This is a genomic window from Acidimicrobiia bacterium (assembly GCA_016650365.1).
Classification (GTDB): Bacteria; Actinomycetota; Acidimicrobiia; order Spongiisociales; family JAENVV01; genus JAENVV01.
In genome coordinates, this window is record JAENVV010000102.1 from 16,240 (window position 1) to 35,347 (window position 19,108).

Consider the following 19,108-nt stretch of genomic DNA (forward strand, 5'->3'; position numbering starts at 1 on the left):
CCAGGGGTTCCAACCCCTGCCGGTGGGTCAACATCCAATAACCGCCTGCAGAATATTCAGGGCGATGATGACGATGATCGGGCTCAAATCAAGCATCGCCGAGCCGACTCGAATGGGTTTGACGACCATCCTGATCCTGGCAAGTACCGGATCCACCAGGCGACTGAAAAGTCGCCATACGCGATTGGCTACATGGTCCGACGGCAACTGCCCGATCATGACGACATACGACAGGATAATCGAGACGATCATGATGCCGATGTACGCCGTGGCGGCGTAACAAACGAATTGAATCATTAGATATCAGGATCGAGATCAAAGAGTCCGAGTGACGCAAGGCGACGCTTCTCGTCGCGGCCGATCGAGACACGCGGTGGTGAAATGAGGATGACACCGTCGCTGATCTTTCGCATGGAGCCATCCAAGGAATACGTCAATCCCGTCGAGAAATCGATGATTCGACGAACCATTTCGGGTTCCGTCGTTCGTAAATCCAACACCACAGGTTCTCGCTCCCGGATCCGGTCGGCAAGGATCTTCGCATCGTCAAAGTCGGAGACAACCACAATTTGCGTTCTACCGTCTGGACTCGACATTGGCCGCACCGCAGCCAGGTCACCCCGGTCCGATGAGGATCGACGCGCCGACGGAGGCGGCTCTACCCTTCGACCGATTACCTCACCTGGCGCCGTCATCGGAGCCTGGCGACCGGAACCACCGACCCGGCCACTCGGGCGCGAAACGGCCGAACGTTCGGGATGCGGGGCGGCTTCGACGTGACGCGGCCCGGCAACAACTTCCTCATCGGTCAACTGGTCCTCATCGACCAGGCCGAGCCACACCAAACCTTTTTGAAACACAGAAGCCACCGTGGACCTCCCCTCGTCTAACTCGTTCTATCGCCAAAGATAGCCGACCCGACGCGGATAATTGTCGCACCCGCCTCGATGGCCACTTCAAAATCCTGTGACATACCCATCGATAGTTCCCTGACCGCCTTGTGGTTAAGTGAATCCCGAACATCTCGAAGCCGCTCGAACCAGGCTCGAGCCTCGTTCTGGTCGCTCGAAGGTGGCGGAATGGCCATGAGTCCCACGAGGGGGAGCCCCAGTTCTTCACATGCCTCCACGGCACCACGGACTGCCTCGACCTGAAAGCCATGTTTGGTTGCCTCACCGCCCAGCTTGACCTGCAGGAGCGCCGGCGGTGCCTGACCGGGTCCCTTCATCCAGGCGGCCGCCAATTCGATTCGGTCAAGGCTATGCAACATCGCCACGGCCGGCCTCACCTGCCGGATCTTGTTGCGCTGCAGCGGGCCGATGAAGTGCCATTCGACGTCTGGTCCGACGGCTCCATACTTGACTGCCAGCTCCTGGGCTCGACTCTCGCCGAACACGCGTTGACCGGCCCGATAGGCTTCCTGAAGCTTCTCGATCGGTTGCCCCTTCGAAACGGCGACCAACTGCACCGACTCACGTGGTCGACCCGCTCGTTCACAGGCGGCGACAATCCGCTTCTCTACCTCCTCAAGACCCCTCATCCCAACCACCCCATGGCGACCATCCGCTCGACGACGGCCCCATTACGGTATGAGAAGTACTTGTCGTCGCAACCGGTGCAGCCACCGAATTCCTCGAAAACCAACCCTGGAAGGCGGCGCTTTGACTCAGCCATCAGATCCACCGATACGGTACCCCAGGTGGTGAGTGCTCGCGAGTCGGGAAAGACGGCCGCAACCTCGGGGCCGACCTCGTAGCAACACCGTCTCATTCCCGGTCCCGCCGTCACGCGATGTGGTGAGCTTCCCAGAGCACCCATAGCCTCAACGGTTGCTTCCAGGACCCCGGCATCAAGACCTCGCCAACCGGCGTGGGCGACCCCAATTACACCGGTACCTTCAAAAACCAAACCAAGACAGTCGGCCGTGAATATCGCTACCGGGAGGCCCGTCGTTCGAGTGACCAGAGCATCGGCATCTCCGTGTATGCCGGGTTCGGTAGCCACGACCACTCGCCCGGCGTGCACCTGATTGACGGTCGCCCATTCGGTAGCGACCTGATGCTTCAGGCTGAATCGTCGTCGATCGCCTTGCCTCAGGTCGCCATCGCTGGCAACCGAGAATGCGTGGTGCGTGGCACTACCCCTGGACAAAACTCGGAATCTCGAAATCACCGTCATCAGATGGGCGTGGGCGACTGGCCGACGGAGTAAAACTCCCGGAGGCCAGCCCTCGCTGGCGCGAACCTTTGCCGTCGAACCCGGCAGCAATTACGGTCACCCGCATGTCTTGTCCGAGTGCGTCGTCGATAATGGCCCCGAAAATGATCTCAGCCTCGGTGTCGGACGACTCCGCCACGACGGTTGCCGCGGCGTTGACCTCGTGGAGTGTCATGGATGACGGGCCGGCGATCGAGAGCAGAACTCCGCGAGCACCGTCCATGGAGGTTTCGAGTAGCGGTGAGGCAATCGCCCTGGCCGCAGCCTGAATGGCCCGGTCGTCGCCGGTGGCCTGACCGATACCCATGACTGCCGTGCCGGCGTCCTGCATGATTGTCTTCACATCGGCAAAGTCGACATTGATCAGTCCCGGAGTCGTGATGAGGTCGGTGATGCCCGCCACTCCTGAAGTTAGGATCTCATCGGCCATTCGGAAGGCTTCGATGATCGGCATCTTCGGATCAGCCACCTCAAGCAACCGATTATTCGGGATGACGATCAGCGTATCGACTGCCTCGCGTAGGTTCTGAATTCCCTGTTCGGCCTGAAGGGAGCGACGACGACCTTCGAACCCGAAGGGACGGGTGACGACGCCTACCGTCAAGGCTCCAAGGCTGCGGGCGACATCGGCTACAACCGGGGCTCCTCCGGTACCCGTACCACCACCCTCACCGGCGGTGACGAAGACCATGTCGGCCCCTTTGATGACTTCTTCGAGTTCCTCGCGGTGGGCTTCGGCTGCTGCCCTTCCAACCTCCGGGTTGGCACCGGCGCCGAGGCCTCTGGTGATGTCACGTCCAAGGTCGAGCTTGACGTCGGCATCGGACATCAACAACGCTTGAGCATCTGTATTGACGGCGATGAACTCAACGCCGCGAATGCCGGCTTCAATCATGCGATTGACGGCATTTACGCCACCGCCACCGACACCTACGACTTTGATTACGGCAAGATAATTTTGAGGTGAACTCATGGTTTTGTCTCCGGGGAAAGCGGGGTTCAATCTCAACCTAACCCCTAATCTTTCAACCGTAAAGTGTATAGAGCTAACCCTCTAGTAGAGGTTCAGGGTGCCGGGGAGGGGTTCGCTGAATCCGCCTCCGGGACCATCACGGTCGGGCGGGTCGGGGCAATCACGTTGATGAGCGACCCGGTCGGCTGCCCTTCGAGGATCACGGCTGCCAGAGACCTCGCCTTTTGATCCATTTCGATAGGCCCCCCCAGCCGGACGGTGAAGCCATCGACATCGGCCCATAGTTCACCGTCGATCTGGCTCACCACCGCTGGCATGCCCTGCCAAGCGGCCAGGAACCGGATCGCGGCAAGGTCGAATACCTCGGTAATCCGTTCCCCCACCTCCACCGGATCGGCAGACGCCAACACCCGTCCGCGAGTGGCAACGTCAACCTCACCAACAGCTGCGAGGACCATGCCGTCCACGGCGACCACCACATCACCGGTTCGATGCTCAAGGACGGCTACCGGAACACGCTCGATCAACACCACTTCGATCGTGTTGGGAAAAACCTTCCTGACGGCCACATCGGCCACGTAGGGGTTGGCGCGCAGAGCCACCTCGGCCGACCCCGTGCTGACCAGGAGAAGCGGTTCGCCGCTGGTAATCCCTACTTCGGCCAAAATGGAGTCGACGGGCGTGTTGAAAGCCCCGTCGACCGCGATCGCCTCGATCGATAAAGCAGGCGACTTTACAACCCACACGGCTGTCGCCAAAAGGGCAACGACCATAAGGATCCAGACCACCCGACGAGCGCTGACCCGGGATCGGTTCACCTGCACCACGCGACGGCGCGCCTCGATGCGCGGGTCCACCGATTGGCTCATTCCTCAAACCCCACAAACACCATCTCCGGGACCAACCAAACACCGGTCCGCTCATGAACCAATGACTGGATCAACGAAACCAGGCCGTGGATATCCCGGGCGGTCGCTCCGGTCTCTGCGACAAAAAAATTGGCGTGTTTCGTCGACACCGACACCTGGCCTACCCGGGTACCCTTTAGCCCGAGATCATCGATGATCCGGCCGGCCGCATCACCTTTCGGGTTCTTGAACACGCTGCCTGCATTGTGGGTGCCACCCGGTTGGTGGTCTCGTCGCCAGCGGGTGATCTCTCGCATGGCATCTTCGATCTCCTCGGGATCACCCGGTGACCCGGCAAACTGGCCCGCCAGCACGATCTCGTGCGAATTCAGGTTCGACGATCGGTATTGATAGTCAAAGGTGGCGGGTTCCCGCTCGGTGGCAACCCCGGTTCGCAGGTCGAACACCGTTGCTGACGTCAACGTGCTGGAGATGTCACTTCCGAAGCAGCCGGCGTTCATGCGGATGGCGCCTCCCACCGACCCGGGAACCCCGACCATCCAGGCGAATCCTCCGATCCCGGCTTTGGCAGCCGCCCTGGCAACCGCCGGTAACGGAACAGTCGATCCGGCCGAGACGTCATAACCCTTCAGGTCAATGCCCGAGAAAGCAGCTCCGAGTCGAATGACCAATCCAGGGAATCCCTCATCGGCCACGACGAGGTTCGAGCCCCTCCCAATCACGAGAACCGGCCCGTCGTAGGGACTCACGGCTTCGAGATCGTTTATCTGGTCAGCGTCAAGCAGCCAGCGCGCCGGACCGCCGACCTTGTAGGTGGTCAACGGTCCCAGGTCGACACCCTCACGCACCGTTCCTTTCAGCACCAGGTCAGTCAACATCCCGATGACCCCCAGCCAGTAACACGGCAAGCTCATCAGGAATGGTTGTAATGTCGCCGGCTCCCATGGTCAGAACCAGGTCACCGGGTTCCACCCGATCCGCCAGGTAGGCGGCCAGGTCGGCTCGATGGGCAACATATTCGACCGTGCCACCCATTGAAGCCATTGCAGCATCGGCCACCAGCCGCCCGGTTACCCCAGGCAACGGTGTTTCGCGGGCCGCATACACGTCCGTAACGACCACCCGATCCGCTACAGACAGTGCCATCCCGAACTCTCGCGAAAACCGCGCGGTCCGTGAGTACAGATGCGGTTGGAACACTGCCCAAATGTTTTTCCATTCGCCCTGGCGGGCGGCGCGCAGATCGGCCGCCACCTCGGTGGGATGGTGGGCATAGCTGTCGATGATCGTAACGCCGGCAACCGTTCCGCGATGCTCGAACCTTCGGTGAGTACCTTGAAAAACGTTCAACGCTTCGGCAGCTCGACCGACGTCGAACCCCATCTCACCAAGCACGGAAAGGACACCCGCCGCATTGGAAACGTTGTGAAGACCGGGAACGGCGACAGACACCGTCCCCGCCCACGAGGTACTTTTGAGAGAGAAGCCAGTTCCGTGGCGGCCCTCAACGATATCGCTGATAACCCAGTCAGCCGACTCCGACAGGCCATACGTGGTGGCGCCGGTGCGTTCGGCCAACCGGCGTCCACCCGGGTCGTCGCGGTTGACCGTGACCGGGCCATCCGTATTGCGAACAACCTCTGCGAAGGCATCTTCCAAGCGGTACAAGGTCTCGTAGTAATCGAGGTGTTCCTCCTCGACATTCGTCACGGTCAAGCCAGAGAGATGTAGCGATTGGAAGGTGCCAAAGGCTTCATCGGCCTCGATAACCAGCAATTCCCGGTTGCCAAGGTGGGCATTGGTATTCATATCGGTCAGCATCCCACCGACCAGAAATGAGGGATCAACCCCCAGGACTCGCAGACAGGCGATCATCATGGCGGTCGAGGTTGTCTTGCCATGGGTACCGGTGGCTCCAATCGTGTTCATCGACGATGTAACCGCGTCCAGCAACTGCGGCCGGCGCCACCGTTCGATGCCCAGATCACGAGCAGTCGTCCATTCAAGATCGTGGTCCGGAACCGCCGACGAGGCAACTACAAGTTCGGCTGTTCCCATACGAACGGGGTCGGAGCCCTCCCAGACCTCGATCCCGGCATCACTCAACGAATCGAAGGCGGGGCCTCGCCGAAGGTCGGATCCGGTCACCGAGTGCCCGAGCTGGGCCAGGAGCTTGGCGAGACCGCTCATACCGGCTCCGCCGACGCCGATAATGTGGACCGACCGGGCAATCTCAATCATGGGCGGCCACCAACCGTTTGGCGATATCGTCAGCCGCATGCGGGCGTCCGAGCTCTTTTGACCGCTCTGCCATTTCAGTAATCCGCTCGGTGTCACCGATGATTTCGACAATCCGCTCTGCTATATCATTGAGCTCGTCTTCACTCGCCACGATCGCCCCTCCCGCTTCTTCGACAAATCGAGCAGTGGCGAGTTGGTGCCCCTTGCTTCCGAAGTCCCCTGGCACCAGGATGGCGGGCGTCCCGGTGGCCGTTATCTCGGCAACCATGCCGCCTGCTCTCGCCAGTAGAAGATCGGATGCCGCGAAGAAAAAGCCCATAGATGGCTCGAATGGTACGACCTTCCACGGTATTTCGAAGGGATTGGGCTGGGCCGACACGGTGTCACCGTGCAGGGTTCCCGTGAGATGAAGGATTTGAATGTCTGGACCGCTCCAGGCTCGTACTAGCGATTGTACGGCCTCATTGAGGACCCCGGCTCCGAGGCTGCCTCCCACCACGCCAAGGACAGGTGTATCGGAGTTGAGCCCGTAGCGTTCGAGCGCCAGGGGTCGCAGCCGGGTGCGGTCGAATTCAACGAACTCGGATCGGAGCGGATTACCGGTGTATACCCCGTTGGGAAGTCCCTCGGTGATTGGGAAAGAAGTGAAAGCGTCAACCGCCCACCGGCTCATTAGCCGATTTGCCAGGCCGGCGTGGGCGTTCTGCTCTTGGACGAAGAAGGGAACCGATGCCCGGCGCGCCGCCCAGCCGGCCGGAACCGTTACATAGCCTCCTGTCGCGATCACCACCTTGACCGATCGCTGACGAAGCTCTTCGGCGATCGTCGTCGCAGCTCGGTGTACGAGGACCGGAATTCCCAGGTTGGCAGAACTAAAGGATCGTTTGAGCCCTCGAAGCTCGACCTGCACGAAGTCGTAGCCCGCGTCAGGCACGGCCTTGGCCTCGAACCGTGCGCCACCGAAGAAGACGATCTCTTCCCGTCCGACACCGGTGCGCTCCAGCGCTTCGGCTATCGCCAGTCCTGGAAAGACATGGCCACCCGTCCCTGCCGCTGCGATGCCATAACTCATCGTTTGGCGTGCATCCCGCCAGCCCGACCTTGACCGGCAATATTGATGAGAACGCCGGCACTTGCCATGGCCATCACGATGGCGGTGCCACCGTATGAGACGAACGGAAGAGCGATTCCAGAAATCGGGAGGGCACCAACCACCCCGCCGATATTGACAACGGCCTGAGCACAGATCCAGGCGGTGATGCCGATCGCCAGCAGGCGGCCGAAGCTATCGCGGGCCCGGAGGGCGGTCACGGCTCCCAACAGGGTGAGACACGCCAGCATCCCGAGCACAAAAATTGCCCCTGCAAAACCCATCTCCTCTCCAATGATGGCAAAGATGAAATCCGTGTGGGCATTGGGAAGGTACAACCACCGCGCCCGGCTTTGCCCGAGTCCGATCCCGAACACTCCTCCCGTTCCGAGTGCGTTCAGGCTCTGATTGAGCTGCCACCCTGACCCGAGGACATCGGGATCGGCCGCAAGAAAGGACGTAACCCTCTCAAGGCGATACGGCTGGCTCACCGCAAGAAGAGTGGCTCCGGCCACGCCGATGGCCCCGGTGAAGGTGACGAAACGCAGCGGCGTGACAGAGGCGACGATGATCGCCATGCCGGCAACCGAGACCACAAGGGCCGTACCAAAATCTGGTTCAAAGACCAGCAAGGTACCAGTGAGCCCGATCGTCACCGCCACCGGCACGATGAAGTGGCCGAACTCACCGAGGAGCTTCCGCTTCTTTGTGAAGACCGAAGCAAGCATGACCGGCAGACCGAATTTGGACAGCTCAGAGGGCTGGAAGCCGATCGGTCCTATTTCGATCCATCGCGTGGCGCCCCCCACTTTCTGACCGAGAAACAGCACTGCTATCAGGCCGGCGACCGATACCAGATAGATCCACGGGGCGAACCTGGCGTACCACTGGTATGGCGTCTTGGCAGCAGTCACCATGACAACTATTCCAATCGCCACCCATCCTGCCTGACGCTTGAAGAAGTAGATCCGCTCAAGGTCGGTGTCGAGGGCTATCACCGACGATGCAGATAGGGTCGCGCCGAGGCCAATGACTACCAACAACCCGACGATGACCACGATGAAGACGGAAACCCGATGGTTGGCGAGGGTGGCGTCGGCTCGCTTTCGGGCCGATTGGCGGACCTTGGCAATGGACGTTACGGCTGCAGTCATGCGGCTTCTCCCTGAAACGATTTGACGGCGGCCTCGAAGGCCTCTCCACGGGCTTCATATGAGGTGAACATGTCGAAACTTGCACAGCCGGGTGCCAAAAGCACCGTGTCGCCTGGCTCAGCGACCGCCGCGGCCGCCGCTACGGCCTCGTCGAGAGAGCCGACGAGGACCCCATCGCCCGTCCAGTGGGAAAGCAACTGAGGAGCTGCCTCTCCCAGAGCGATGAGGTATTTGATAGACGGCACTTGCGTCATCGGCGCCAGATCCAGCCCTTTGTTTCGGCCGCCGGCTATCAGGATGACCGATTGATACGCTTCGCATGCGGCCACCGCGGCGTGCGGATTGGTCGCTTTCGAGTCATTGATCCAGGACACCTCGTTCCATACCCCGATCCGGGTCCGACGATGATGACCCGGTTGGAAGGTCATCAGTACGTCTCGAACCGCCTCTGGCAATGCGCCGAGATTCTCGGCGGCTACGGCGGCAGCCGTCATGTCAAGGAGATAGGCAACGTCTTTTACCCGGAGTGCCGTGAGCGGGATCGAACTTCCGATGGTTGTGAGCACGCCATCGCGAACCCCGTATCCACCCGCGGGAGCGCTTTTGCCACTGATAGGGATAACCCGTCCCTTCGCCCCGGCTGCCAGTTGCGTCGCTCCAGCATCATCGACGTCGAATATGAGCACATCCTCTGCCCCGGCGTTCTCAAAGATCCGGGCCTTGGCGGAGGCGTACGCTTCGTACGATCCGTGCCAGTCGAGATGATCGTCGGCGACGTTGAGTAACACTGCGACTGCTGGCCGGAAGGTGTCTATGAATCGAAGTTGGAAACTGGAGACTTCGATCACGACGCGATCCCAATCCTGGTCGGCGACATCGGACAAGCCGAGCCCAATGTTGCCGGCAGCTACCACGTTGAGTCCGGACGCCGCCAGGATCTCGGCGGTGAGCGCGGTAACGGTGGTCTTCCCATTCGTTCCCGTAACCGCCGCGTACGGGGCCCGCAGTACCCGCGATGCCCACTCGATTTCACTGATGATGGGTACCCCTGCCGAAAGCGTTTCGACAATCGGATCCGACGATTCCGCCAGCCCGGGAGACGTCACAACCACATCGACTCCGTCGAGCATTGAGGCCGCCCAGGAATCGGAGACGACTCTGAATCCGTCGGCGCGCAGCAGTTGAGCGTTTTCGCCATCTGTCTCAAAGATTTCAACGTCATACCCCAGGCGTCGGCCCAGACCGGCGGCGGATCGTCCGGAGACTCCCCCACCCAGGATCAACAATCTCATGGGATACCACCTGAAGTCACAAAGTCGCCATAGAAGATGCCAAGACCGGCCGCTACGCATAGGGCCCCGATAATCCAGAATCGGATGATGATCGTCGTTTCCGGCCATCCGAGCATCTCGAAGTGATGGTGGATCGGCGCCATTCGAAAGATCCGTTTTCCGGTGCTCTTGAAGGACGCGACCTGCAAAATGACACTCAGCGTTTCCATGACGAACAGGCCGCCGAGGATCGGTAACAGAAGGTGCGTGTTCGTTAGGAGAGCCAGAGCTGCCATGGCTCCACCGAGGGATTGTGAACCAACGTCGCCCATGAAGATCCTCGCCGGAGCCGCGTTCCACCACAAGAACCCGAGAGTCGCTCCTGACAATGCGGCCGCAAAACGGGCCAGATCGAGCGCCGAGAGGTCTTGCGCGATGAAACGTCCATAGAACTCGGGATTTCGAAAGATCCAGAACGACATCACCATATAGGCACCGAATACCAGGGCACTGGAGCCTGATGCGAGCCCGTCGAGGCCGTCCGTGATGTTGACGGCGTTGGCTGTGGCAGTGAGCATAAACAGTGCCCAGAGGACAAACGCCCACACCGGAATGGACCAGTCGAGCGAGCGCGTAAACGAAATCTCCAACGAGAAATCCGTACGGGTGAGTACAAACACGAAAATGGCCGCAATCGCCAACTGCCCGGCAAACTTGCCAGAGGACGAGAGCCCCAGGTTCCGTTCCTTCGATACCTTCTGGAAGTCGTCCAGAAATCCGATGATGCCCATCCCGAGGAAGGCCAGCATCACAAGACCACCTCCCACGGTGAACCCACCAAACTCAAGGCCGCCTCCGGCACTCCCCGGAGCGAGCGACCAATGAGACCCGACATAGCCCACCACAACGGCCGCGATGATCACGAGCCCACCCATGGTCGGTGTCCCGTGTTTGTGGCTATGGCCCTCTACTTCTTCCTGAATGAACTGACCAATGTTCCGGGCACGCAGGATCCGGATCGCCGGACTGGTGGCAAACAGAGCCACGAAGAACCCGAGAGCTGCCGCCACAAACATGGTGATCATCGGGCAACTCCCATCGCTTCTCGAGCGACCGCACGATCATCAAATGGGTAGATCACGCCCCCAATGTCTTGCCCCTGCTCGTGACCTTTACCGAGGATCATGACAAGATCGCCGGGGCGAGCCTGTCCGACCGCGGCCAAGATGGCTCGACGCCGATCGGGCTCAACTGTGACACGGGAGGTTTCATCAATGCCTGCCATCACCTGAGCAATGATGTCATCCGGACGCTCCGAGCGCGGGTTGTCCGATGTGACGAAAACCCAGTCCGCTGCTGCGGCGGCCGCACCCATGTGGGGCCGCTTGCCCTGATCGCGATCTCCTCCAGCACCAACGACGACGATCAACCGCCCGGCCGTCATTGCTCGACCCGCCGCGACCGCGTTTTCGACACCGTCGGGGGTATGGGCGTAGTCGACCACAACATCGAGACCGGATTCAGATTGGACATGCTCAAACCTGCCCGGAACGGGTAACAAGGCGGACAAGCCGCTGACGATGACGTCGAGGGAAATCCCCAGCTGACGGGCGCACCCGGCCGCCACCAGCGCGTTGTCGATATTGAACCGGCCGGCGATCGGAAGCCGGACCGGGAGGCTCCCGGAGTCAAGGTTGAGAGTGAAGGTCGAGTGATCAACGTGCAAGGTGACTCCCGTGGCTGTCACCTCGCCCCCCTCTCCGACGGGAACGACAGTCGTGGAATCCGGGAGGCGTTCAATGAGACGCCTCCCCCAGGGATTGTCGGCCTGGATAACCGCCACGGGCACGCTATCGAACAGTGTTGCTTTCGCCGCGAAGTAGTCCTCCATCGTTTGATGGAAATCAAGATGATCTTGTGACAGGTTGGTGAACGCTCCGATGGCGAATTCAGTTCCTGCCACCCGGCCGAGACTCAGCGCATGGGATGACACCTCCATGACAACGACGTCCACACCGGCGAGCGCCATCTCTGCAAATAGTCTTTGGAGATCGGTAGCCTCGGGAGTGGTCCTCTCAAGCGGGATCTTTATGGCTTCGTGGGTTGGCCCTCCGATTACTCTCGCTCCGATGGTCCCGATGAGTCCCGTTCTTTGCCCGGCCGCGGTGGTGATGGCCTCGATCATGTGGGTAACGGTCGTCTTGCCGTTCGTACCCGTGACGCCGACCAATCTGAAGTTTCTGGACGGGTGCCCCCAAACGGCTGCCGAGAGCCGGCCCAGGACAGCCCTCGTAGATGGCACCTGGAGCTGAGGAATACCGGATTCGACACGGTGGTCGACACAGACCGCCGCGGCTCCTCTGGAGATGGCCTGGGGTATGAAGTCATGGCCATCCGCGGCAGACCCACGGATGGCGATGTAGAGGCTGCCGGGCTTGACAGTTCTGCTGTCGTGAGTCGCATCGACGATGACCGGGTTGCCGGTCCCGATGACCTTGGAGCCCTCCACAGCCGCTGCCAGTTCGTCGAGCCTAAGCATCGGGTTCCACCCCGAGATGATGGAGGGCCTTTTCCATGACCTGCCCGAAGGCCGGCGCGGCCGCCGCCCCGCCCGTGTATCCGTTGATGGGACGGTCGACCACGACTGCGATGACCAGGCGCGGGTCGCTCATGGGAGCCATCCCGATAAAGCTGGCAATATGATCCTCGCTGTATCCACCACCAGGCAGGTACTTCAATGTCGTGCCGGTCTTGCCTCCAACGGTGTAATCGTCGATGGCGGCGCCTTTACCCGTCCCGTTATCGACCACATTCTGGAGCATGGATCTCATGATGAAGGCGGTATCTGGCGAGACGATCTCACGGCTCTCGGGGGCAAAGGCCAGCGGGTCACCGTCACCGTGATCGATATATCTGACGACGTGAGGCTGAATCCAGGTGCCGTTGTTGGCGATCGTGGCGTAGACCGAGGCCATTTGAAGAGGGGTTACCGACACCGAATACCCGATGGCCGCCGATGCCGTACATGACCCGCACTCCGGGTCCACATTGGCGACCCCCGTGGCCTCCCCGGCGAAATCGACCCCGGTCGGCTGGCCGTACCCAAAAGCATGCAGATACTTGCGCAGGGCAGCATCTCCCAGCTTCTGGCCGATCATGATTGTTCCGACATTGGAAGATCGGGTCACAATATCGGCGACGGTCAACCGGAGTGGCTCATGGAAATTACCGAAGTCCTTGATCTCTCGACCTGCGACCGTGATCGCATACGGAACGACCATCTCGGTATCGAAGGCAACGGCCTTTTCTTCGATGGCGGCGGCCACAGTGACGAGTTTCTGCGTAGAGCCCGGCTCATACAGGTTTCTGACCGTTGAATTTGACCAGGTCGATTCATCGTAGGAGTTGAAGTCGCCTGGATCGAATGAAGGCAGAACCGCCATCGCCAAAATCTCTCCGGTTTTTGGATCGAGCACCACCATGGAACACCCAAGCGCGTCAGTTCGTTCGATCGTCTCAAGACAAGCCTGTTCGGCCATGAACTGAATGGACATGTCCATGGAGGTAAGAAGATCCGCACCGGGAATCGGCGGAACGCTTTGTTGAAACCCCTGTGGGATTGGACGCCCAAATGGGTCTCTCTCGTCGATGAGATAGCCGGCCACCCCCAACAGCTCTTCGTCGTACGAGTACTCAAGCCCCTCGATGCCAGTCCCGTCTATCCCGACGAACCCGACAGCCTGGGCGCCAAGTGGTCCGTTCGGGTAAACCCTTTTCGGCTCGGGTTCGAAGTAGATACCCGCCAGATCAAGAGAACGCAGGCCGTCGACCTGCTCAGCTTCCAACTGACGCTTCACAAACACAAATGACTTGTCACTGGCAAGTTTTTCCGCCAGGGCGTCTTCGTCAATACCAAGTGAACCCGCCACCAGGTGGGCGGTCAACGTTGGATTCTCGACCACCTGTGGATTCGCCCACACGGTGACGCCTTGGATCGTCAGGGCCATCTGGTGCCCGCTGCGGTCGAAAATGGTTCCCCGATAGGGAGCAAACTCATGAGTCGTGAGTCGCTGATCCAACGCCTGCTCTGAGAACTCGGCGGCTTGGACGACCTGGATTTGAAACAGCTTGAAACCAATCAAAGACCAGGTAACGACGATCACCAGTGCGATCGTGATGATCCGGCCGTCGGCCCGACGCAAGGATGACCGTTTCTTGGATCGTTTCTGGGGTACCCGCCTCGTATCGGTGCGGCTCTTGCCGGTACGGGTCTTCCCGCCCATGATCAGCTCAGTCGGCGAAGTGTGTCCAAGGAGGGCGGGGGCGGAGCGCACCGTTCCTGACCTTCGATACACCCGCCGCCAGCATTAGCAGGGGTTTCGAGGAGGAGTTCCTTGTGACGAAGGGAAGCCGTCACCGGCTTTATGAAAACGCCAGCGGACTTGTGGAACAAGGACGCAGACTCGGGTACCAGGGACGCCCTCACGGCGAAGCCGTCACAAGAGGATCGGACAGCGGGGCGTCTGCGGAGCGCACCACCACCCCGGGAGCCGATATCGTTCGCATGTCCGTCGGCAAGACCATACCCAGGTCGTTGGCAGCCGGAACAATTCGTGAAGGTGAACTGAGACGAGCCACTTCAAGAGTCAGCTCCAACCTCTGCTGCTCGGCCGTAGCAATTTGAGTTTCGAGTTCTTGGAGTTCAAACGCACTTCCGTCCAAAGCAGTCTGGGAGTAAATGAGGCCGAAGAAGACCAGGGCCACGACCAGGGTATAGACAATCCATGCCGCCACCCTGGGACGCACGGTTGCCCGTGAGGAGATCAAGCGAACCGGCTCAGCCGACGGGCGGGGCAGGACCCGGGCGGTCACGCAGCCACCTTCTGCGCACAACGAAGCTTGGCGCTCCTGGCCCGAGGATTGGACGCAACTTCTGCTTCCTCCGGACCAATTGCCTTGCGGGTAACGATGATCAGTTCCGGAACCGTGTTGCATGCACAGACCGGAAGACCAGGCGGGCACACGCACGTTTGGGCGGCCGCCGCAAACCGCTGCTTCACAATGCGGTCTTCGAGCGAATGATAGGAAATGACCACACACCGCCCGTTGGGTGCGAGGCGTTCGATGGCGGCGTCGAGGCCACGCTCAAGTTCGCCCAACTCGTCGTTTACGGCGATCCTGAGCGCTTGAAATGTGCGCCGAGCAGGGTGCCCACCGGTTTTTCGGGTGGCGGCGGGAATTGCCTCGCGCACGATCGACGCCAGCGAGGCGGTCTCGATGATTGGTCTTGCCTTGCAGATCGCTCGGGCGATCCGGACGGAGAAGCGTTCCTCCCCGTACTCGCGAATGACCCGGGCCAGGTCGGCCTCTGACCATTCATTCACAATCTCGTCAGCCGTTAGCGGCCCATCGCCCATCCGCATGTCCAGCGGCCCGGGGTGACGGTAGGAGAAACCGCGAGTTGGTTCGTCGAGTTGGTGACTTGAGACGCCGAGGTCGAAAAGCACCCCATCGATGAATTCGATTCCCTCGGCGTCGAGTATTTGGGCGAGGTTTCCAAACGAGCCGCGCACAAACGAGAAGTGCTCGTTATCGGCCAGGTCGGCTGTATTTGGACCGGCGTCCGGATCTTGATCGAGCCCGATGACATCGAGGCCGCCCCGGTTCAGCAAACGGCGAGTGTGACCGCCACCACCGAAGGTGGCATCGAGGATCACACCGCTTTTGATGTCGCTGAACATGTTCATGACTTCCTCTGCCATCACAGGCTCGTGGTAGGGGTTGGGCTGATGCATTGCCAGCCCCCCGGGCGCTGGCACCAAACGGAAGCGGGCGGAGTAAGGGGCCTTCCAATCTGGTAACCGGGGGGCTGGCGATGAACCAGCCGATATTGTCCTAGATGCCGTGTTCTGAGAGAGCCTCCTCGATGTCCGCGTAGAAATCGTCTGCCGCTTCCGACATCGACTCCCACGTGGTCGTATCCCAAATCTCTATGCGGTCGGACATCCCGATGATCGTGACGTCCTTATCAAGGTGGGCATAGTCCTGAAGCTTTGCGGTGATAGCCACCCGGCGTTGCTTGTCAGGGACCTGGCTGTCTGCGGAGGCAAAGAACGAACGAGCGTAGGAGCGAGCTCGTGCGTTGGTGCGAGGCAATTCCCTCACCCGTGCCTCCTCTTCCGCCCACTGGTCGAGCGGGAAGACGAAAAGGCAGCGTTCCTGCCCTTTGGTGATGACGCAGCCATCGGAGAAGTGATCGCGGAACTTGGCGGGCAGCACGAGGCGGCCTTTGGGGTCCAGTGTGTGTTGGTATTCACCGACGAGCACTTGTCTTGGTTCCTGTCGTTCATGAGCGGGGTCCTTCCACTGCGCCCCACTTTGCACCACTTCGACCCATTTGTCAACTCACTTGAACCATTTTTCCCCTTTTTTGTCAAATTTCCCCTCAGATGGCGCGAAAGACGCATCTGATCGGAACTCCCCTCCACCTCAACTCCGCCGTTCGGACGATCTGTCAAGAGTCAATTCGACTGACCTGGACCGCCCGAAGGTCAAGTTGTCCGATGCCAGGCACCAAATATCACGCATGTAATTACACGCTTTGTATTCATAACACCCGAAGAAACCTCTTAAGAGACACTGAATACCGCCCGAAAACTTTGACAACAACAGGAAACCTTTTGTCACGCAACGTAGGAGATGCCGACAATGGTTAGGAAGCTCGTATTGCTCGCTGTGGCCTTGTCCACAGTGCTGGCGGCGATACCGGTGTTGGCGGCCACCCGTCCCACCGGCATCGCAACAGCCAGTTATCAAGACTCCCGATCGGAGTCATCATCAAGCGTCGTCGGCCTTCCGGGTGTCCTCGGCGCGCAAAGTGTTTCAGCCGTTTCGGGACAGCTAGCTCCGGGACAGCGATACTCGGGGGACGGATTTGCCCTCGAGGTCCAGAACATCGACATCTCGACATCCCTGGTTCGTGAGGGTTATCTCGAAATACGGATCGGGGTTGCCTATCAGAACAATGGTTTGAGCCCGATCCCCTATTCGGCTACGGCCTTTGCCGGCGAATACGGCTACCCGGAGCTACAGATGATCGACGATGAAGGCGTTGTCTACCCGTTGGACCGCACTATCGCCGACCATGCCGTAGCCGGGTCTGATCTACCATCGATCCCGGTAGGTATTCCCGCTCACTGGACCGTGGGATATCAGGTACCTGAGACCCAGGCTTCTGATCTGGCGATCGAGTTGGTCCAGGACGGATCAGTCGTTGCCACCTGGGACCTTGATGCCGATTCGGTTTCTCTCCAGGGATGGGCGGCACCCGAAGGAGCCACCATCGTTGGCGTTGCCGAAGACATCGCCTGGTCCGACGGACTCGTGGTCGACTTTCATACAACCTACGGGGACGCCTGCGGCGATCCGTACTCAGTCGTGAGCGCCGGCAACGCCAAGGTGATTGGAACCGTCACCTCGAGCGCTGTCACCGATACGTTATTCCCGAATGTTCTGTACCCCACTATTCCGTTCTACGCGATCTGGAAAGATGGAAGCTCCGCCCACTATCAGAACATCCTGGATGCCGATTATCTCTATCTTGACCTCGCCGACGTGATCACTGGCGATGCATCCAAGTTCCAGCCGGGTATCGAAACCAACAACACGATACTTGATGCGACCGTGAACAACCTCGAGTCGAGCGAAAAGGTGATCATGCCCCCCGGCAGCGAACACATCTTTGACCTTGAATTCGGACTCCCCCGCGATAGCCGGCTCGTCGACCCACAAGCCAACCCGGTGGCGATGTACACCATCACCCCGGATGGCACCACATACTGGGTCGACCTCTCGGGTGCCGCGGACCTCGACGCCGAGTTCCTATTTGGCGACAGCTTCGACTTCAACAAGATCGGCAGTGCTCAACGACAGCTGCTCGAAGATCTCACAGAAGCGTTCGCCTGCACCGAATCGGTACCGGTCCGATATCTCGGAACCCTCGACGGTCTGGCCGACTATCGAGTGGTAACCGGCATCAAATTCCCGGCTGAGGCAACGTTGGACGTGACCGGCACAGACGCCACCACCACGCTCCCCTAACCTCCACCGCCGAGACGTCCTGGCGGCCTTTCAGGCCGACTCGGCGAGCAAATACGAGCTCCAGAGCGGGTCCATGCGTGGGCCCGCTCTGGCATATACCCACCCGTAGGTGTGTGGAGCAGATGGTCTCTTGGTGAGGAGAAATCCGGTTTCCTCGAGGAATCGGGATCCCTTGCGCAAGTTGCATCGCCGACAGGCGGCTACCACGTTCTCCCAGACGTGTTGTCCGCCTCGCGATCGCGGAACGACGTGATCGATCGATTCAGCCGGGCCGTCACAGTATTGGCAGCGATGCCCATCTCGTGCGAAAACGGCGTTGCGGGTCAGTGGCACGGTTCGACCGTATGGGACGCGCACAAACTTGTTCAACCGGATAACCGAAGGGACCGCCAGCTGAACCCGTTCCGCCCGCCAGATCAGGTCGGTCGCCTCGAGCATCTGGGCCTTGTCGTTGAGGACCAGCACGGCGGCGCGTCGCGTGCTCACCACCGAAAGTGGCTCGTAGGAAGCGTTCAACACCAGCACACGCGCCACGGTGGACCCCCATGAGAGTTCTCGAAATATACCATCGGAACCGCGATCGGCCAGACGATTGTCGAAGGTCCTTGACATTGACCCTCAACGACCCAACAATTGCGCCACGATGCACGTAGTTGGATATGTTCGCGAACGACCCGGATCAGATTCAACCGATACGGCCTTCATGCAAGCTGAACGAGTGCGCCTCTGGGTGGCTCGAAACGGTTACGACCTCATCTCCATCTGCCAGGACGGGGCTCAATCCGGCGAGCGGGAGGGCTTCGGTGCGGTGCTCGGGATCATCTCGTCGGGACAGGCAGAACTGGTCGTCGTGCCGACGCTTGAAGCGCTCTCACCAGACAAGGTAACTCAGGAGGTGATGCTCTTTGAGCTGAGAGCCACCGGAATCTCGGTTGCTTCCACCGAAGAAGGCGACCTTATGGCGCTTTCGGTGCCTCCCGGCGACCCGGCGAGAATGTTCATCCGCGATGTCCTTGAGAAAGCGGCGGCGTTCCGACAAGGCAGGACCGCTACAGTCTCTGACGTGTCAGTGTTGGGGGAAGCGTCATCGAGCCCTCAACCAGACGTCATAATCGAGTTTGTCGATTCGCTGCCAACCACCGAACCGGATCCGGATCGGGCCTTGGCCTAACCCGGAGCCGGCCGGCACCGTC

Annotated in this window: 20 protein-coding genes; 2 read left to right on the plus strand and 18 right to left on the minus strand. The window is 60.1% G+C overall.

The window, feature by feature from the left end:
• Positions 1 to 27: 27 nt before the first annotated feature.
• From JJE47_05955 to mraZ, 17 genes are all read right to left on the minus strand, one after another.
• Positions 28 to 297 (minus strand): YggT family protein, encoded by a 270-nt coding sequence (locus JJE47_05955; GenBank protein MBK5266963.1) that lies wholly within the window; start codon positions 295 to 297, stop codon positions 28 to 30.
• A complete protein-coding gene (locus JJE47_05960) occupies positions 297 to 869 on the minus strand; it encodes a cell division protein SepF (GenBank protein MBK5266964.1) in 573 nt (190 codons plus the stop codon). The genes JJE47_05955 and JJE47_05960 overlap by 1 nt, the downstream gene beginning before the upstream one ends.
• Before the next feature lie 17 nt (positions 870 to 886).
• Complete coding sequence (locus tag JJE47_05965; GenBank protein MBK5266965.1) at positions 887 to 1,540, minus strand: YggS family pyridoxal phosphate-dependent enzyme; 654 nt, start codon at positions 1,538 to 1,540, stop codon at positions 887 to 889.
• Positions 1,537 to 2,151, minus strand: coding sequence for a polyphenol oxidase family protein (locus JJE47_05970; protein ID MBK5266966.1), 615 nt, complete (start codon positions 2,149 to 2,151; stop codon positions 1,537 to 1,539). Before JJE47_05970 ends, JJE47_05965 begins: the two co-directional genes overlap by 4 nt.
• Positions 2,138 to 3,190 carry a cell division protein FtsZ gene (ftsZ, locus tag JJE47_05975; protein ID MBK5266967.1) on the minus strand — a complete coding sequence of 351 codons (1,053 nt, stop codon included), beginning with the start codon at positions 3,188 to 3,190 and terminating at the stop codon, positions 2,138 to 2,140. Before ftsZ ends, JJE47_05970 begins: the two co-directional genes overlap by 14 nt.
• Before the next feature lie 92 nt (positions 3,191 to 3,282).
• Complete coding sequence (locus JJE47_05980) at positions 3,283 to 4,059, minus strand: FtsQ-type POTRA domain-containing protein (GenBank protein MBK5266968.1); 777 nt, start codon at positions 4,057 to 4,059, stop codon at positions 3,283 to 3,285.
• The gene (gene murB, locus JJE47_05985) at positions 4,056 to 4,973 is read right to left on the minus strand and encodes a UDP-N-acetylmuramate dehydrogenase (protein ID MBK5266969.1); all 918 of its coding nucleotides are present in this window, start codon (positions 4,971 to 4,973) and stop codon (positions 4,056 to 4,058) included. Before murB ends, JJE47_05980 begins: the two co-directional genes overlap by 4 nt.
• The gene (gene murC / locus JJE47_05990; protein ID MBK5266970.1) at positions 4,927 to 6,300 is read right to left on the minus strand and encodes a UDP-N-acetylmuramate--L-alanine ligase; all 1,374 of its coding nucleotides are present in this window, start codon (positions 6,298 to 6,300) and stop codon (positions 4,927 to 4,929) included. The genes murB and murC overlap by 47 nt, the downstream gene beginning before the upstream one ends.
• Positions 6,293 to 7,372, minus strand: a complete 1,080-nt coding sequence (locus JJE47_05995) for a UDP-N-acetylglucosamine--N-acetylmuramyl-(pentapeptide) pyrophosphoryl-undecaprenol N-acetylglucosamine transferase (GenBank protein MBK5266971.1) — start codon at positions 7,370 to 7,372, stop codon at positions 6,293 to 6,295. Before JJE47_05995 ends, murC begins: the two co-directional genes overlap by 8 nt.
• On the minus strand, positions 7,369 to 8,544 hold the full coding sequence (ftsW, locus tag JJE47_06000) for a putative lipid II flippase FtsW (GenBank protein ID MBK5266972.1): 1,176 nt from the start codon (positions 8,542 to 8,544) through the stop codon (positions 7,369 to 7,371). Before ftsW ends, JJE47_05995 begins: the two co-directional genes overlap by 4 nt.
• Positions 8,541 to 9,836 (minus strand): UDP-N-acetylmuramoyl-L-alanine--D-glutamate ligase, encoded by a 1,296-nt coding sequence (gene murD / locus JJE47_06005; GenBank protein MBK5266973.1) that lies wholly within the window; start codon positions 9,834 to 9,836, stop codon positions 8,541 to 8,543. The genes ftsW and murD overlap by 4 nt, the downstream gene beginning before the upstream one ends.
• Positions 9,833 to 10,900: a phospho-N-acetylmuramoyl-pentapeptide-transferase gene (locus JJE47_06010; protein ID MBK5266974.1), complete on the minus strand. Its 1,068-nt coding sequence runs from the start codon at positions 10,898 to 10,900 to the stop codon at positions 9,833 to 9,835. Before JJE47_06010 ends, murD begins: the two co-directional genes overlap by 4 nt.
• Positions 10,897 to 12,354, minus strand: a complete 1,458-nt coding sequence (locus tag JJE47_06015) for a UDP-N-acetylmuramoyl-L-alanyl-D-glutamate--2,6-diaminopimelate ligase (protein ID MBK5266975.1) — start codon at positions 12,352 to 12,354, stop codon at positions 10,897 to 10,899. Before JJE47_06015 ends, JJE47_06010 begins: the two co-directional genes overlap by 4 nt.
• On the minus strand, positions 12,347 to 14,149 hold the full coding sequence (locus tag JJE47_06020; protein ID MBK5266976.1) for a penicillin-binding protein 2: 1,803 nt from the start codon (positions 14,147 to 14,149) through the stop codon (positions 12,347 to 12,349). Before JJE47_06020 ends, JJE47_06015 begins: the two co-directional genes overlap by 8 nt.
• A gap of 148 nt (positions 14,150 to 14,297) precedes the next feature.
• Positions 14,298 to 14,687, minus strand: coding sequence for a hypothetical protein (locus JJE47_06025; protein MBK5266977.1), 390 nt, complete (start codon positions 14,685 to 14,687; stop codon positions 14,298 to 14,300).
• Entirely contained in the window at positions 14,684 to 15,610 is a 927-nt protein-coding gene (gene rsmH, locus JJE47_06030; GenBank protein MBK5266978.1) for a 16S rRNA (cytosine(1402)-N(4))-methyltransferase RsmH, read from the minus strand. The genes JJE47_06025 and rsmH overlap by 4 nt, the downstream gene beginning before the upstream one ends.
• A 100-nt stretch (positions 15,611 to 15,710) precedes the next feature.
• Entirely contained in the window at positions 15,711 to 16,142 is a 432-nt protein-coding gene (gene mraZ, locus JJE47_06035; protein ID MBK5266979.1) for a division/cell wall cluster transcriptional repressor MraZ, read from the minus strand.
• 381 nt (positions 16,143 to 16,523) lie between these two features.
• Between mraZ and JJE47_06040 the strand changes: the two genes are divergently transcribed.
• On the plus strand, positions 16,524 to 17,915 hold the full coding sequence (locus JJE47_06040; GenBank protein MBK5266980.1) for a hypothetical protein: 1,392 nt from the start codon (positions 16,524 to 16,526) through the stop codon (positions 17,913 to 17,915).
• Between the two features lie 30 nt (positions 17,916 to 17,945).
• Here JJE47_06040 and JJE47_06045 read toward each other — a convergent pair whose 3' ends face one another.
• The gene (locus JJE47_06045) at positions 17,946 to 18,449 is read right to left on the minus strand and encodes an HNH endonuclease (protein MBK5266981.1); all 504 of its coding nucleotides are present in this window, start codon (positions 18,447 to 18,449) and stop codon (positions 17,946 to 17,948) included.
• Between the two features lie 109 nt (positions 18,450 to 18,558).
• On the opposite strand from JJE47_06045, the gene JJE47_06050 reads away from it, so the two are divergent.
• Positions 18,559 to 19,086: a recombinase family protein gene (locus JJE47_06050; protein MBK5266982.1), complete on the plus strand. Its 528-nt coding sequence runs from the start codon at positions 18,559 to 18,561 to the stop codon at positions 19,084 to 19,086.
• The last annotated feature ends 22 nt before the right edge of the window (positions 19,087 to 19,108 follow it).

Bases quoted from the DNA above. Each gene is read 5' to 3' on its own strand.
- ftsW (MBK5266972.1), bottom strand. From the start codon at position 8,544: ATGACTGCAGCCGTAACGTCCATTGCCAAGGTCCGCCAATCGGCCCGA.
- JJE47_06040 (MBK5266980.1), top strand. From the start codon at position 16,524: ATGGTTAGGAAGCTCGTATTGCTCGCTGTGGCCTTGTCCACAGTGCTG.
- murC (MBK5266970.1), bottom strand. From the start codon at position 6,300: ATGATTGAGATTGCCCGGTCGGTCCACATTATCGGCGTCGGCGGAGCC.
- JJE47_05955 (MBK5266963.1), bottom strand. From the start codon at position 297: ATGATTCAATTCGTTTGTTACGCCGCCACGGCGTACATCGGCATCATG.
- JJE47_05980 (MBK5266968.1), bottom strand. From the start codon at position 4,059: ATGAGCCAATCGGTGGACCCGCGCATCGAGGCGCGCCGTCGCGTGGTG.
- JJE47_05995 (MBK5266971.1), bottom strand. From the start codon at position 7,372: ATGAGTTATGGCATCGCAGCGGCAGGGACGGGTGGCCATGTCTTTCCA.
- murB (MBK5266969.1), bottom strand. From the start codon at position 4,973: ATGAGCTTGCCGTGTTACTGGCTGGGGGTCATCGGGATGTTGACTGAC.
- JJE47_06015 (MBK5266975.1), bottom strand. From the start codon at position 12,354: ATGCTTAGGCTCGACGAACTGGCAGCGGCTGTGGAGGGCTCCAAGGTC.
- ftsZ (MBK5266967.1), bottom strand. From the start codon at position 3,190: ATGAGTTCACCTCAAAATTATCTTGCCGTAATCAAAGTCGTAGGTGTC.
- murD (MBK5266973.1), bottom strand. From the start codon at position 9,836: ATGAGATTGTTGATCCTGGGTGGGGGAGTCTCCGGACGATCCGCCGCC.
- rsmH (MBK5266978.1), bottom strand. From the start codon at position 15,610: ATGCATCAGCCCAACCCCTACCACGAGCCTGTGATGGCAGAGGAAGTC.
- JJE47_06050 (MBK5266982.1), top strand. From the start codon at position 18,559: ATGCACGTAGTTGGATATGTTCGCGAACGACCCGGATCAGATTCAACC.
- JJE47_06010 (MBK5266974.1), bottom strand. From the start codon at position 10,900: ATGATCACCATGTTTGTGGCGGCAGCTCTCGGGTTCTTCGTGGCTCTG.
- JJE47_05965 (MBK5266965.1), bottom strand. From the start codon at position 1,540: ATGAGGGGTCTTGAGGAGGTAGAGAAGCGGATTGTCGCCGCCTGTGAA.